Source organism: Microbacterium oleivorans (assembly GCF_001691565.1).
Lineage (GTDB): Bacteria > Actinomycetota > Actinomycetes > Actinomycetales > Microbacteriaceae > Microbacterium > Microbacterium oleivorans_B.
The window spans coordinates 992,762-1,005,222 of record NZ_MAYO01000003.1; the positions used below are offsets into that span (position 1 = coordinate 992,762).

Consider the following 12,461-nt stretch of genomic DNA (forward strand, 5'->3'; position numbering starts at 1 on the left):
CCGGTTCGGCAAGGCAAGGCTTACCTTGCTACGATCGGTCATCGACGTCCCCCGGCCCCGACGAGAGACCATCGATGCCCTTCCCCCGCCGCTTCGCCCTGCTCGCATCCCTGACCGCCGCCGCCCTCGCCCTGTCGGGGTGCGGCGCCTCCGAGGTCGTGACGCAGAAGGCCGCCGCGACCGGCGAGCGATCGACCGCGTATCCGCTCACCATCGAGAACTGCGGGCGGGCGGTCGAGGTCGACGAGGCGCCGCAACGGGTCGTCTCGCTCGATCAGAACTCGACGGAGATCCTCCTGTCGCTCGGTCTCGCTGATCGCATCGTCGGCACCGCGTCGTGGACGGACCCCGTCCTTCCCTCGCTCGCCGACGCGAACGAAGAGGTGCCGCGTCTGTCCGACAACGCCCCGACCTACGAGGTCGTGCTCGGCGCCGACCCCGATTTCGTGACGGCCTCGTTCGGGCGCCACTTCGCCGAGGGCGGCGTCGTCACGCGCGATCGGCTCGACGAGACCGGGATCGGCTCGTACCTGTCGCCGACCGATTGCTCCGACGACCGGAGCGTCAACGCCGGCGGGACGCGCACCACCCCCCTCACGGTCGACGACCTCTACCGCGAGATCCGAGAGCTGGCCGAGATCTTCGACGTCCCCTCTCGGGGAGACGCACTCATCGCCTCACTGAAGAAGCGCGCGGCAGCGGCCGTCGACGGGGTCGATTTCGGCGGTGAGAAGGTCGTGTTCTGGTTCGCCGACACCCGCACGCCGTACGTCGCCGGCGGGATGGGCGCCCCGGCGATCCTCGCGCGGGACACCGGCATGTCGGGGGGGTTCGCCGACCAGACCGACGATTGGCCGGCCACGTCCTGGGAGGCGATCGTCGAGGCCGACCCCGACGTCATCGTCCTCGGCGACCTGCAGCGGGACCGCTTCCCCGGCGACCGACTCGACGACAAGATCGCCTTCCTCGAGAGCGACCCTGTCACGAGCTCGCTCGACGCCGTGAAGCACAAGCGCTTCATCGCGTTGCACGGGGCCGAGATGAACCCGTCGATCCGCTTCGTCGACGGTCTCGAGAAGATCCGCACATGGTGGGACGAGAACGAGGCGGGGCGCTGACCGTCACCGCGGCACTGCCCCGGCGTCGGGCCCGCCGCATTCCGCTCACCGTCGTCGCCACCGCGCTGTCGGTGGGCCTCGTCGTCCTGACGATCGCCGTCGCCTTGACCCTCGGACCGGCGAACGTGTCGCTCGTGAACGTCCGCGACGTGATCACGAACCATCTCGGCCTCACCGACATCCCGGTGCGCGTCGCCGCCGACGCGATCGTCTGGCAGGAGCGCCTGCCGCGGGCGCTCGTCGCCGCGGCGTGCGGCGCCGGTCTCGGGCTCTGCGGTGTCATCCTGCAGTCGCTGCTGCGGAACCCCCTCGCCGATCCGTTCGTCCTCGGTGTCTCGTCCGGCGCCTCGACCGGCGCTGTCCTGTTCGGCGTGTTCGGTATCGGCGGCGGCGTGCTCACCCTCTCGGGCGGCGCGTTCCTCGGCGCGCTCGTCGCGTTCGGGCTCGTCCTGGCCATCTCGCGCTTCACCGGGGGCGGCACCGCGTCATTCATCCTGGCGGGCATCGCCGCAACCCAGTTCTTCTCCGCGCTCACCTCACTGGCGGTGTTCGCCTTCGCCGACTCCGACGAGACGCGCGGCGTGATGTTCTGGCTTCTCGGCTCACTCGAGGGCGTCCGCTGGGACGACGTCGTCCTCTGCGCCGCCGTCGTCCTGGTCGGCGCGGTCGTCGCCTTCGCCTCGGTGCGTCCGCTCGACGCCTTCGCGTTCGGCGACGACGTCGCGGCATCCCTCGGCATCCACGTCGCACGCACCCGGATGCTGCTGCTCGTCCTGACCGCCCTGATCGCCGCGACCCTCGTCAGCGTCGCGGGAGCGATCGGGTTCGTCGGTCTCGTCCTGCCCCACGCCGCGCGCCTGCTCGTCGGCTCGCGTCACGCCCGAGTGATCCCCGTGACGATCGGGCTCGGCATGGTGTTCATGATCGCGGTGGATGCCGTGTCCCGCGTCGCGTTCGCACCGACACCGCTCCCGGTGGGGGTCGGCACCGCACTGATCGGGGTCCCGGTCTTCGTCGCCCTCCTCGTCCGACGTCGGAGGCGCGCATGAGCCTCCTCGCGGAGCACGTGTCGTGGCGCCGCGGCGGCACGCTCGTCGTCGACGACGTCTCGCTCGCGCCGAAGCCCGGGTCCGTCGTGGGTCTTCTCGGCCCCAACGGATCGGGCAAGTCGTCGCTCCTGCGCCTCTTGCAGGGAATCGCGAGGCCCGACGAGGGACGCGTCCTGCTCGACGGTTCCGACATCCGGCACCGCGGGCGTCGCGAGGTGGCGCGGAGCGTCGCCGCCGTGACCCAGCACGCCACGACGGAGGTCGATCTCACGGTGCGCGACGTCGTGCGCCTCGGCCGCACCCCCCATGCCTCGCTCTGGGGCGCGGACCGCGCGCGCGACGACGAGGTCGTCGACGCCGCCCTCGCTCAGGCGGGACTGACGGCGAAGGCCGACGCCCGGTGGCACACCCTGTCGGGCGGAGAGCAGCAGCGTGCCCAGATCGCCCGCGCGCTCGCGCAGGAACCCCGCGAGCTCCTGCTCGACGAGCCGACGAACCACCTCGACATCCGCCATCAGCTCGAGCTGCTGAGCCTCGTGCGGAGCCTGCCCGTCACCGTCGTCGTCGCTCTCCACGATCTCAACCTGGCGGCAATGTTCTGCGACGAGGTGCTCGTCATGGCCGGCGGCCGCGCCGTGACGGCGGGCCCTCCCGCCGAGGTCCTCACGGACGGCCTCATCGAGGAGGTCTACCGCGTCCGCTGCCGCGTCACGGTCGACGGCGGACGCCCGACGATCGCTTTCGCGCCACGGAGCTGAACCCGGTTTCATGGACGCCGAAAACGATCGTTCTCGGCGGGGACACGCCAGTCGGGTGGCGGATGGGTCGAAATGCCCGACGAAACGGTGCCTAAGCGGCCGGGTCGGTACAGAGCGCTTTGCAGGACTACCAACCCGTTGATTTGATTCAAATGGTGAGCTGTCGACGGTTCGCGAGACTCACCCGGTGGAGGCTAGGAGCATGACGTGGATCAGGAGCTAGAACGCAATCTTCGGACGCTCGGGCCGTACGGTGATTCGGATTTCGTGGTTGGACTCGCATGGCCCGCGGAAGGAACCCGAGGCGGGGGCCGGCCCCCGTTACCAATCGAGACCCTGATGAAGGCAGCCGAGTCAGGTCTGCCGATCGATCTCTACCCGACTCGACCCTTTGACCTGAACGACTTCGGGGCGGCGCTGGGAAGCATCCCGAGGTTGCGATGGCTTGGCGATGCGAAGTACATCCGCGGAGTTCAGGCTCTGACGCAGATGCGTTCGCTGACGCACCTGCATTTCCCCGCGATAGATGGGCAGGTAGACATTTCTCACCTGCCAGCACTGACACGCGTCGTGTTGGAGGGCGATGGGATGCTGAGCGCTCTGCGTGCGCCACATCTGACCGTTGCTGATGTGTCGCGAGTTCGGGCGTGGCCGACCTCTTTCGCCATTTCAGCAGGCATGGCGAATTTCAGGGCAGATGGGGTTTCGCTGCCGCCTGACGCGCTTCGTGAAGCTGTTTCGCTTGAACAGCTGTCCATTGAGGGAACACGCTCGCTAGATCTGAACGAGCTGCCGGAGCCGACGCGTCTGCAAGGCTTTGTCGCTATGCGCGTTCGGGATCTGAAGGGGATCGCGCGACTCATCGATCACCACCCGCTTGAGGCACTGTTTTTGTACCGTGTGGCACAGATCGACGATCCTGCCAGCCTCGAGCGCGCCGACATCGCCAAAGTCGAGATCGAGCTGTGCGACGACGTCGACGAGGCTTTCGCTGCAAAGCTCGCTGGCCTGCACCCCGACTGGTATCTGAGGCCTCGGCGAAAGAACGGGACAGCCAGACCGGGTTGGTGATGCCGGGGCACAGCGAGCCTATGACCCATCGTTGCTCACGCCCCAAGGCCGAGGACTGCGGTTTCCGCGAACCTCAGCGGATGCGATGTCGACGCTGGATCAGCGTCGTGCGCGAATGTAGACCCGAGGCTCGCATTGTGCCGAAAACGATCGTTTCTGGTGGAGCCAGCGGATGTATGGCAAAGCGGTCTCCGCAAACGGTGTCCGTAAGCGGGTTTCGGCAGAGATTTCCGGCGGAGCCAGCCGTCGCCGCGGCCGCCGATCATGAGGCGACGGTGGTGGCGGCTACGTGGCGGGAGCTTGGCGGCCGACTGGCGGGCGCGCGACGTGGTGGGGGCGGGAGAGGACGGCAAGTATGAGATCTATGAACACAACACGAATCGCGGATCTTCGGCAGACAGTCGGCTGGACCCAGGAGCGGCTCGCAACTGAGAGCGGCGTTGGTTTGCGAACGATTCAGCGCCTGGAAGCGGGAAATGAGGCGAGCCTGGAGACTCTGTCCCTGGTGGCGGATGCCCTGCGCGTGCCGGTGAGTGAGCTCTTCACCAAGATCGATGACGCCGACTTCGGCACTCGCGTGGAAGCGCTAGATTCCCGCGCTACCGATCAGCAGACTGCACGCGACCGCGCAACTTCGGCGTCGACGTGGCTGTACGTGGGGATTGGCCTAGTGCTGACCATGCTCAGCTTCACGATGGGTTCGTACGGGCTTGTGCTGTTTCTCGCCTATTGGACAGGTGGACTGTTGATCCTCATCGCACTCCGTCGGCTCATCCTCGAATCTCGTCTCGACGCCCGCTACCCGCTCTCGCGCAGCAGGCGGCAGCTTCGCGAGCAACGGCGTGCGCCCTCGACCAGGATGCCGGCGAATGTTGAGCCGGTATCGTGACGGCGCTCGACGGGTTCACACTCGCGGAGTTGTCCGTCACGGTGTTTGCATCCCCCGAAACCTTCACGGCGCTGTACGACGACATCATCGAGCTTCTTGAGACGAAGTATGAGCAGAGCACGTGGGAAGTTCACTCGCAGGACGATGTGACTGAAGACCCCGAGTACCGCGACGCACTCGATCGGCTTCGGGAAGAGGCAGAAGTCGCGAGTCGCTTTCGGTGAAGGATCTGCTGTCCATGCGGGCGTGCTCCCTGTCTTGTGATCGGCCCGCCGGAAACGATCGTTTGCGGCACCGTGCGCGATCAGCTGAGTGAGTGCGGCCGTAATCGTGTCCCGTATCGAAACCTAGTTGCGGGAGAATTTGTTTCGGGACACAGTTTCGGCACAGCTCTGCACAGGCCAATATGATGCGTCGCATGGGGACGTCGTATGAGCAATTTCTCGCGTGCTTACGGAACTCCACGGCTCGGAGCTTGCTCGGAATCGAAATATCGGACGGGCAGGCCGAGGTGCTGGCGGCTGACGCTTTAGCTGCGCGAGCGTTCTACGAGGTCTGGTCAACGAGCCAGGGCGGCTCCACGCTGGCCTCGACGAGAACCGTCCGGCAAGCCGGCTCGGCAGTTTCGGTCGAGCGGGTCCTCCTCGATGTTTCGACCGTCGGGAGAGGTGGAGAGCCCGCGAAGGTGCGGGTGTCCACTTCGCGCTTATTCATCTCCACAACTGGTGGGGTGTCGGCGTGGAAGGCATTCCTAGGTGTTGCAACGCTGGGGTTGAGCACCACCGTGACCGGAATTAACGCCGGAGTGGGAGGCGACCTCGATATCCCCGTGCACGCGGTCAGCGCAGCCCTGATCACCAAGACGGGAATGGCCTATTCGACGGTCAAACTCGTCGTCGGGGGAGATGCCATCGAGCTAGGGCTAGCAACAGTCGCGTCTAGAGCGATTGTCGAAGCTATCAACGCCGCGGTATCTGGCGGAGATCGAGCCCTGGCTGCGGCTGACGCATGGGCTATCTACGAGCAGGGGCGCGCGAAGCAGTGGCCGAGCGAGGGGGCACTGAGGAAGCAGCTACGAAAGGGGCAGATTGCTCAGCAGCGATTCGAGCACGACGCCGCGGTTGCCCGCACCCTTCAAGCTCTCGCAACGATCTGACGCATAGCGCCGCCGCGGACCCACTACTTGCCGCGTCTCTCGTCGATCAGTTGCTGTACAGCCTCGTCAACCTGCAGCTCGACTCTCTCAATTGCATCTTCCAAGGTCGTGAGCTCATGGTCTATCTCGGCCAGTCTCGCGAACGTCTGGAAGGCCGCTTCATCTGGCTCAGCACGAACCACTTCTTCTGCCCATGAATCGAGGGTGACCGTCGTTACCGGAGGTGCGAGGGAGTGCAGCGCTTCACCCACAGGCCATGGTTCGGGAGTCTGCGCGAGCCCGAGCCACATCTCCGTTGTGACCCCCGGCATCGCCATGTCGTTCCTGATCTGTTCAACGCGCCGCGCGACCTGCTCGATGCGCTCACGAAGGTTGCCCCCGAATGAAGATGTGACGTCACTTGCACCTTGTTCGATGCCGGCCCGAAGGCGATCAGCAAACGCGCCATAGTTGACTTGGCCGCTCTCATCGAGGCCAAGTAGCTCTCGCGCTTCGCTCCAATCGACCGGCGGGTACAAACGGTAGATCGGTCCCGAAGGCATCGACTCTAAGAGTGAGGCCATCACGGTCAGCTGGAGTTCTACGAGGACCCTCACCGTTCGGAGGTTGATCACATTCCGGTGGTGAGCCCCATTGCGATATTCGTGGAGGTGTTTCAGCGCCGTCCCCTCGTCCGGGCTCAGGGCGCCGAAAAAGACAGCAACATCGACGGTCGGGCCGAATTCGCGATCGAGACGGTCTTGTTGCCTCCGAGACAGGTAGATCGGCGAGAACGAACGATCGCCTCTGACGTCGGAGGGGAACGTCATGACATGAACGTCGTGAGGTGGATCTTCACCGAGTGCGGCTGCCTCGTTGTTCTGTCGGAACATGATCTGACCAACCCGAAACGAGAATTCTTTGTCAGCCACGAACCGGCGCAACAAAAGTTCCGCTGCGCCGTCCAGCACGATAAGCGCCAGGCGGGCATGCTCTGGGTGCCCGTCGTCGTAGAAGCGCCGAGCCGAGAGCAACGAGAGCCCGACTCGCACTATGAACTGTTCGTCTGAATCCATGGGCACACGCACATTGTCGAGCACTGGATGGCCTGTTGGCAGCCCTCGCTGCTCACCTGGCCGCCCGGAGGCGCTGGCCCCGGCGGGCGAGGTACCTCTGTCGACGCGAATGAGGTCGCGTTGTGGGAATCCTCAGGACGTCAAAACTGATCGTTTTCGGGACGGTCATCGCCGGCACCGCGCCGACGCCGACACTCCGTGCCGAAACCGTGTGCCGAAACCCGGTTGTGCCGAAACGTCCTATGGACCGTTTTCGGGCTAACGGCAGACTGGACAGACGACGAAGGGGGTTCATCGTGGCCGAGGCTTTCACTGTCGAGCAACAGTGGCCGGAGCTGTTCGCCCAGCTCGACGCAGCACAGCGCGACAACGTGCGCCAGACTCTCGCCGCCGGCTGGCACGAGGGGCTCACCCCGACGCGCGAGGACGTCGAGAACGTCACCGACTACGTGCGGGGCGCGATCGAATGGGACGAGTACACCCGCCGAGCCGACACTGCAGCTCGCCGCGTTGCCGATGTCGCCGCCGCCGGGGAGTGAAGAAGGCCGATTCCGAGATCGTCCGCCGCCCGACGGAACGGTGATCCCGGCGGTATAGAGCGGATCATCATCGAAACGCTGCACGACCTCGATCGTCTGGGAGGCGACCTGTCCCGCCCGAGGGCGACGTGACCACGGGTGCTCCGAGCGGTCAACAGTGACGACACGCAACCTCGACGAGCTCCGAGAGCCGATCGAACACCTGCTGATCCAACGGGCACTGCACTCCGACGGGGAAACCTACCGGCAGCCGCCGGGGGCTTCTTCACTGGTCCCGACCTCGCGCGGGTTGCCCGCGTCAACGGATTCGTGTGCCCTGCGATCACATTCAGCTCGTCGACCGTCAGGCCGGCCGATGCCGTGGTGTGTATAGCTCCGGTCAAGTTTCCAGGACCGGCGTGACCGGGGTCAGACGGATGCGGCGGCGACCTGATCGTCCTCGGTCGCCACGAGCTGACCGCAGGCGCCGTCGATCTCCTTGCCGCGGGTGTCGCGCAGGGTCGTCGGGATGCCGGCCTCATTGAGGCGCCGGACGAACTCGTTCTGCACGTCGACCTCGGACGAGGTCCAGATCGATCCGGGCGTCGGGTTCAGCGGGATGGGGTTCACGTGCACCCAGCCGCGACCGCGCTGGTTGAGCTTCTCGGCGAGGAGATCGGCGCGCCAGGCGTGGTCGTTCATATCCTTGATGAGCGCGTACTCGATCGAGACGCGACGACCGGTCTTCTCGAAGTACTCGCGCGCGGCGTCGAGGGCCTCGTCGACCTTCCACCGGGAGTTCACCGGGATGAGCTCGTCCCGCAGCAGGTCGTCGGGGGCGTGCAGCGACAGCGCGAACGTGACCGGGATGTCCTCGTTGCTCAGCTTGCGGATGGCCGGCACCAGTCCCACCGTCGAGACGGTGATGCCGCGCGCGCTCATGCCGAGACCGTGCTTCTTGTCGACCATCGTGCGGACGGCCTGCATGACGCGGGCGTAGTTGGCGAGCGGCTCACCCATGCCCATGAAGACGATGTTCGTGACGCGCTCGTCCTTGTGGCCGACCTTGCGGGGGTCGCCGAGGCCGCCGTCGGCGATGAGCCGGTTGGCACGGACGACCTGGTCGACGATCTCGGCCGCCGACATGTTGCGCGTGAGCCCGGCCTGGCCGGTGGCGCAGAACGGGCAGTTCATGCCGCAGCCGGCCTGGCTCGACACGCACAGCGTGATGCGGCCGGTGTAGCGCATGAGGACCGACTCGACGAGCGCGCCGTCGTGCAGCCGCCACAGGAACTTGATCGTGTCGCCGCCGTCGGTCTCGAGGCGGCGCACCTCGGTCATGAGGTTCGGCAGGAGTCCGCCGACCAGCTCCTCGCGGCCCGCCGCCGGGAGGTCGGTCATGTGGGCGGGGTCCGACGTGTAGTGCTGGAAGTAGTGCTTCTCGAGCTGGCCGGCGCGGAAGCCCGGCATCCCGAGCTCCTTCAGCTTCTCGACCCGCGCATCGTGGTCGAGGTCGGCGAGGTGCACCGGCGGCTTGCCGCGCTTGGGGCTCGCGAACTGCAGAAGCGGGCGACCCTCGGCATCCTTCGCCTGCGTCCACCCCTCGGTCGCGGGCCGCACCTGCTTGGGCGTCGTCGTACGCACGGCGGACATGCCCTCGGGGCGCGCGGAAGTGGACTCGGTCATGCCCTCCAGGCTACCGGGGCGGGCTGGACGGATGCCGGGCGGCCTAGAGCCGCGCGGCGAGCGCGGCGATGTCGGCGGGCGTCGTGCGGCAACAGCCGCCGACGAGGCGGGCACCGGCATCCACCCATGCCTCCGCCTCAGCGAAGGTCGCGTCCGCCTCGCCGCGCCAGGTGCGGGATGCCGCGTCCCACGTCTCGCCGCTGTTGGGGTAGACGACACCCGCGACGCCGGCTGGCAGCTGCGCGAGCACGGCGGGGATGAGCGCGGGCGGGCAGCAGTTCGCGCCGACCGCGACGACACCCGGCGCGGAGGCGGCCACGGCGAGCGCGGAGGCGTAGCCGGCGTCGTCGAACGCCGCACTGGCCGCGGACAGCGAGATCCACCCCGGCACTCCGACGCCGTCCAGGGCGAGGGCGATCGCCTCGACTTCGGCGGGAGAGGCGATGGTCTCGATCGCGAGCAGGTCGGGACCGGCGTCGGCCAGGACCTGGATGCGGCGGCGATGCCAGCGGGCGAGGTCGGCGACCGACATCCCGTACGCCCCGGAGTACTCGCTGCCGTCGGCTCGCACGGCTCCGAAGGGGCCGACGGATGCCGCGACCCACGCCTGCCCGTCGGCCGCCTCGCGGGCGAGCCGGACCGATGCCGCGAGCAGCCGGTCCACGGCGGCCTCGTCATGCCCGGCCGCCGCCAGGTTGTCGTAGCCGAGCTGGTACGAGGCGGTGGTCAGCACCTCCGCGCCGGCAGCCACGAACTCGGCGTGCACGCCGCGGACGTCGCCGGGCGCCTCGAGCAGGACACCCGCCGACCAGAGCGCGCCGGCGAGGTCGTGCCCGCGGGCTTCGAGCATGGTGCCGAGACCGCCGTCGAGCACGAGGGGACGATCGGCCATCGCGGTGCGGACATCGGGCATGCGGTCACTGTAGGCCCGCGGCCGCGGGCCGCCGAACGCGGATTACGCTGAACGAATGAGCACCACCCGCATCCGACCGATCTCCGTGGACGACGCCGGCGAGGTGCTCACGCTCCAGCGCGCCGCCTTCGTGCAGGAAGCGCTCATCTACAACGCGGTCGACATGCCGCCGCTCACGCAGACCCTCGACGAGGTGCGCGCCGAGCTCGAGGAGAATCTCGGCTGCGTCGCGCTCGACGGCGAGCGCATCGTGGGCTGCGTGCGGGCCCGCGTCGACGGCGACCTGCTGCTCGTCGGTCGGATCGCGATCGCCCCGGACCAGCAGGGATCGGGCCTCGGTACGAGCCTGCTCACGGCGGTCGAGGAGCGGGGCCGCGAGGCCGGGGCGACCACCGCGGAACTGTTCACGGGGTCGCTCAGCGAGGCGAACATCCGCCTCTACGAACGCGAAGGCTACGTCGAGAGCGAGCGCGTTCCCGGCGACGACGGCACCGACCAGGTCTTCCTGCGCAAGCAGCTCTGAACCGGGCGTCCCTCTCCGTCCGGGACAATGGAGGCATGACGCGCATCGCCTTTCTGGACGTGGACGGAACCATCCTGGAGCACGGGACGGCGATCGCCGACTCGACCATCGCCGCGATTCGGACGGCGCGCGAGAACGGGCACCTCGTCTACCTCTGCACGGGACGCGCGGCGGGCGACATCCACCCCAAGGTCCGCGAGATCGGATACGACGGAGCGATCACGAACGGCGGCGCCTACGCCGTGCGCGGTGACGAACTGCTCTTCGCCGACCCGATGCCCCGCGCGGACACCGACCGGCTGATCTCGTACTTCGAGTCCGAGGACATCGACTACTTCCTGCAGTCCGACCAGGCGGTGTACGCCAGCGAGGGCGTCGGCGCGATGCTCGACGTCTACTTCGCCGAGCGCCGCAAGCGCCACCTCGAGGACGCCCGCCGCCTCGGCCAGACCGACGTCGTCGAGCCCAAGCCGATCGTCACCTACCGCCCCATCAGCGAAGCGAACCTCGACGCGATCGCGAAGACGACGTTCATCAGCAAGCGCTCCGACAGCGTCGACAAGGCTCAGGCCGACCTCGGCGAGCGGTTCCACGTCATCCCCGGCAGCATCCCCCTGCCGGGCGGTTCCAACGGCGAGATCGGGCTGGCGGGAACCAACAAGGGGACGGCGATCGTGCGGGTGCTCGACATCCTCGGCCTCGACGCCGCCGACGCGATCGGCATCGGCGACAGCTGGAACGACGCCGAGATGTTCGACGTCGTCGGCTCCCCCGTCGCGATGGGCAACGCCGACCCCGCGCTCAAGGAGCGCGCCGGCACCGTCACGACCGACGTGCTCGACGACGGGGTGTGGAACGCGTTCGTGAAGCTCGGCCTGGTCTGACGCGCGCCGCTCAGTCGAGGAAGATGTCGGGGAACAGGTCCGAGTCGGGTGTCCCCGGCGTCGCGGCGTAGCTCGAGAAGTCGGTGACACCGGCATCCCGCAGCACGTCCTCGACGATGAGCGTCTGCCCCGTGTACTCGCGCGCCGGCTTGCAGAGCACCTCGTATGCCGCGTCGGCGTAGACCTCGGGCGTGCGGCTGACCTTCATCATTCGGTCGCCGCCGAGCGCGAACTGCACGGCCGCGGTCGCGATCGTCGTCTGCGGCCACAGCGTGTTGGCGGCGACGCCGTCCTTCGCGAACTCCGCGGCCATGCCGAGGGTCGCCATCGTCATGCCGTACTTCGCGAGCGTGTACCCGGTGTGGGCGCCGAGCCACTTCGGCGACAGATTGAGGGGCGGCGACAGCGAGAGGATGTGGGGGTTCGCGGCATCCTTCAAGATCGGCAGCGCCGCGCGCGACAGCATGAACGTTCCGCGGACGTTGACGTCCTGCATCAGGTCGTACTTCTTCGCCGCGAGCTCGAGTGAACCCGACAGGTCGATGACGGAGGCGTTGTTGACGACGATGTCGATGCCGCCGAACTCGCCCTGGGTCTTCATGACGGCCTCGGTGATGTCGCCGTCGTCGCGGACGTCGCCGACGATCGGCAGCGCCCGACCGCCGGCCGCGCGGATCTGCTCGGCCGCCGAGTGCACGGTGCCATCGAGCTTGGGATGCGGGGTGTCCGTCTTGGCGAGCAGCGCGATGTTCGCGCCGTCGCGGGCGGCGCGCAGGGCGATCGCGAGGCCGATGCCGCGGCTGCCGCCCGACATGAGGATGGTCTTTCCGGCGAGGGTCAT

At 67.5% G+C, this 12,461-nt stretch carries 14 protein-coding genes; 10 read left to right on the forward strand and 4 right to left on the reverse strand.

The genetic code is table 11. The features are described from left to right. The first annotated feature begins 74 nt into the window (after positions 1-74). The 7 genes from BBA86_RS07560 (at position 75) to BBA86_RS07590 (ending at position 6,041) form a co-directional block, all read left to right on the forward strand. On the forward strand, positions 75-1,118 hold the full coding sequence (locus BBA86_RS07560; protein ID WP_065570999.1) for an ABC transporter substrate-binding protein: 1,044 nt from the start codon (positions 75-77) through the stop codon (positions 1,116-1,118). Continuing rightward, entirely contained in the window at positions 1,088-2,167 is a 1,080-nt protein-coding gene (locus BBA86_RS07565; RefSeq protein WP_189318438.1) for an iron chelate uptake ABC transporter family permease subunit, read from the forward strand. The genes BBA86_RS07560 and BBA86_RS07565 overlap by 31 nt, the downstream gene beginning before the upstream one ends. Continuing rightward, complete coding sequence (locus BBA86_RS07570) at positions 2,164-2,925, forward strand: ABC transporter ATP-binding protein (protein WP_065571000.1); 762 nt, start codon at positions 2,164-2,166, stop codon at positions 2,923-2,925. The genes BBA86_RS07565 and BBA86_RS07570 overlap by 4 nt, the downstream gene beginning before the upstream one ends. 339 nt (positions 2,926-3,264) lie before the next feature. After that, positions 3,265-3,996: a hypothetical protein gene (locus tag BBA86_RS14445; RefSeq protein WP_141677850.1), complete on the forward strand. Its 732-nt coding sequence runs from the start codon at positions 3,265-3,267 to the stop codon at positions 3,994-3,996. Between the two features lie 364 nt (positions 3,997-4,360). Then, the gene (locus BBA86_RS07580; protein WP_065571002.1) at positions 4,361-4,885 is read left to right on the forward strand and encodes a helix-turn-helix domain-containing protein; all 525 of its coding nucleotides are present in this window, start codon (positions 4,361-4,363) and stop codon (positions 4,883-4,885) included. Further along, positions 4,882-5,109, forward strand: a complete 228-nt coding sequence (locus tag BBA86_RS07585) for a hypothetical protein (RefSeq protein WP_065571003.1) — start codon at positions 4,882-4,884, stop codon at positions 5,107-5,109. Before BBA86_RS07580 ends, BBA86_RS07585 begins: the two co-directional genes overlap by 4 nt. Before the next feature lie 194 nt (positions 5,110-5,303). Then, complete coding sequence (locus BBA86_RS07590; RefSeq protein ID WP_065571004.1) at positions 5,304-6,041, forward strand: hypothetical protein; 738 nt, start codon at positions 5,304-5,306, stop codon at positions 6,039-6,041. A gap of 23 nt (positions 6,042-6,064) precedes the next feature. Here BBA86_RS07590 and BBA86_RS07595 read toward each other — a convergent pair whose 3' ends face one another. After that, on the reverse strand, positions 6,065-7,096 hold the full coding sequence (locus tag BBA86_RS07595; RefSeq protein WP_141677851.1) for a hypothetical protein: 1,032 nt from the start codon (positions 7,094-7,096) through the stop codon (positions 6,065-6,067). A 296-nt stretch (positions 7,097-7,392) separates the two neighbouring features. On the opposite strand from BBA86_RS07595, the gene BBA86_RS07600 reads away from it, so the two are divergent. Next, positions 7,393-7,635 (forward strand): antitoxin VbhA family protein, encoded by a 243-nt coding sequence (locus BBA86_RS07600; RefSeq protein WP_065571006.1) that lies wholly within the window; start codon positions 7,393-7,395, stop codon positions 7,633-7,635. Between the two features lie 408 nt (positions 7,636-8,043). On the opposite strand, the gene rlmN is transcribed toward BBA86_RS07600, so the two are convergent. Both rlmN and mmuM read right to left on the reverse strand, forming a co-directional pair. Continuing rightward, positions 8,044-9,267, reverse strand: a complete 1,224-nt coding sequence (gene rlmN, locus BBA86_RS07605) for a 23S rRNA (adenine(2503)-C(2))-methyltransferase RlmN (RefSeq protein ID WP_065572218.1) — start codon at positions 9,265-9,267, stop codon at positions 8,044-8,046. Positions 9,268-9,343: 76 nt separating this feature from the next. Further along, positions 9,344-10,213 carry a homocysteine S-methyltransferase gene (gene mmuM / locus BBA86_RS07610; protein ID WP_065571007.1) on the reverse strand — a complete coding sequence of 290 codons (870 nt, stop codon included), beginning with the start codon at positions 10,211-10,213 and terminating at the stop codon, positions 9,344-9,346. Between the two features lie 55 nt (positions 10,214-10,268). On the opposite strand from mmuM, the gene BBA86_RS07615 reads away from it, so the two are divergent. Beyond that, complete coding sequence (locus BBA86_RS07615; RefSeq protein ID WP_065571008.1) at positions 10,269-10,736, forward strand: GNAT family N-acetyltransferase; 468 nt, start codon at positions 10,269-10,271, stop codon at positions 10,734-10,736. 35 nt (positions 10,737-10,771) lie between these two features. Further along, positions 10,772-11,620 (forward strand): Cof-type HAD-IIB family hydrolase, encoded by an 849-nt coding sequence (locus BBA86_RS07620; protein ID WP_065571009.1) that lies wholly within the window; start codon positions 10,772-10,774, stop codon positions 11,618-11,620. A 10-nt stretch (positions 11,621-11,630) separates the two neighbouring features. On the opposite strand, the gene BBA86_RS07625 is transcribed toward BBA86_RS07620, so the two are convergent. Continuing rightward, entirely contained in the window at positions 11,631-12,461 is an 831-nt protein-coding gene (locus tag BBA86_RS07625) for an SDR family oxidoreductase (RefSeq protein ID WP_065571010.1), read from the reverse strand.

What these genes read in the sequence shown, in the direction of transcription:
- BBA86_RS07560 (WP_065570999.1), top strand. Translation starts at nt 75, where the DNA reads ATGCCCTTCCCCCGCCGCTTCGCCCTGCTCGCATCCCTGACCGCCGCC.
- mmuM (WP_065571007.1), bottom strand. Translation starts at nt 10,213, where the DNA reads ATGCCCGATGTCCGCACCGCGATGGCCGATCGTCCCCTCGTGCTCGAC.
- BBA86_RS14445 (WP_141677850.1), top strand. Translation starts at nt 3,265, where the DNA reads ATGAAGGCAGCCGAGTCAGGTCTGCCGATCGATCTCTACCCGACTCGA.
- rlmN (WP_065572218.1), bottom strand. Translation starts at nt 9,267, where the DNA reads ATGTCCGCCGTGCGTACGACGACGCCCAAGCAGGTGCGGCCCGCGACC.
- BBA86_RS07565 (WP_189318438.1), top strand. Translation starts at nt 1,088, where the DNA reads ATGGTGGGACGAGAACGAGGCGGGGCGCTGACCGTCACCGCGGCACTG.
- BBA86_RS07595 (WP_141677851.1), bottom strand. Translation starts at nt 7,096, where the DNA reads ATGGATTCAGACGAACAGTTCATAGTGCGAGTCGGGCTCTCGTTGCTC.
- BBA86_RS07625 (WP_065571010.1), bottom strand. Translation starts at nt 12,461, where the DNA reads ATGACCCTCGCCGGAAAGACCATCCTCATGTCGGGCGGCAGCCGCGGC.
- BBA86_RS07570 (WP_065571000.1), top strand. Translation starts at nt 2,164, where the DNA reads ATGAGCCTCCTCGCGGAGCACGTGTCGTGGCGCCGCGGCGGCACGCTC.
- BBA86_RS07620 (WP_065571009.1), top strand. Translation starts at nt 10,772, where the DNA reads ATGACGCGCATCGCCTTTCTGGACGTGGACGGAACCATCCTGGAGCAC.
- BBA86_RS07580 (WP_065571002.1), top strand. Translation starts at nt 4,361, where the DNA reads ATGAACACAACACGAATCGCGGATCTTCGGCAGACAGTCGGCTGGACC.
- BBA86_RS07615 (WP_065571008.1), top strand. Translation starts at nt 10,269, where the DNA reads ATGAGCACCACCCGCATCCGACCGATCTCCGTGGACGACGCCGGCGAG.
- BBA86_RS07590 (WP_065571004.1), top strand. Translation starts at nt 5,304, where the DNA reads ATGGGGACGTCGTATGAGCAATTTCTCGCGTGCTTACGGAACTCCACG.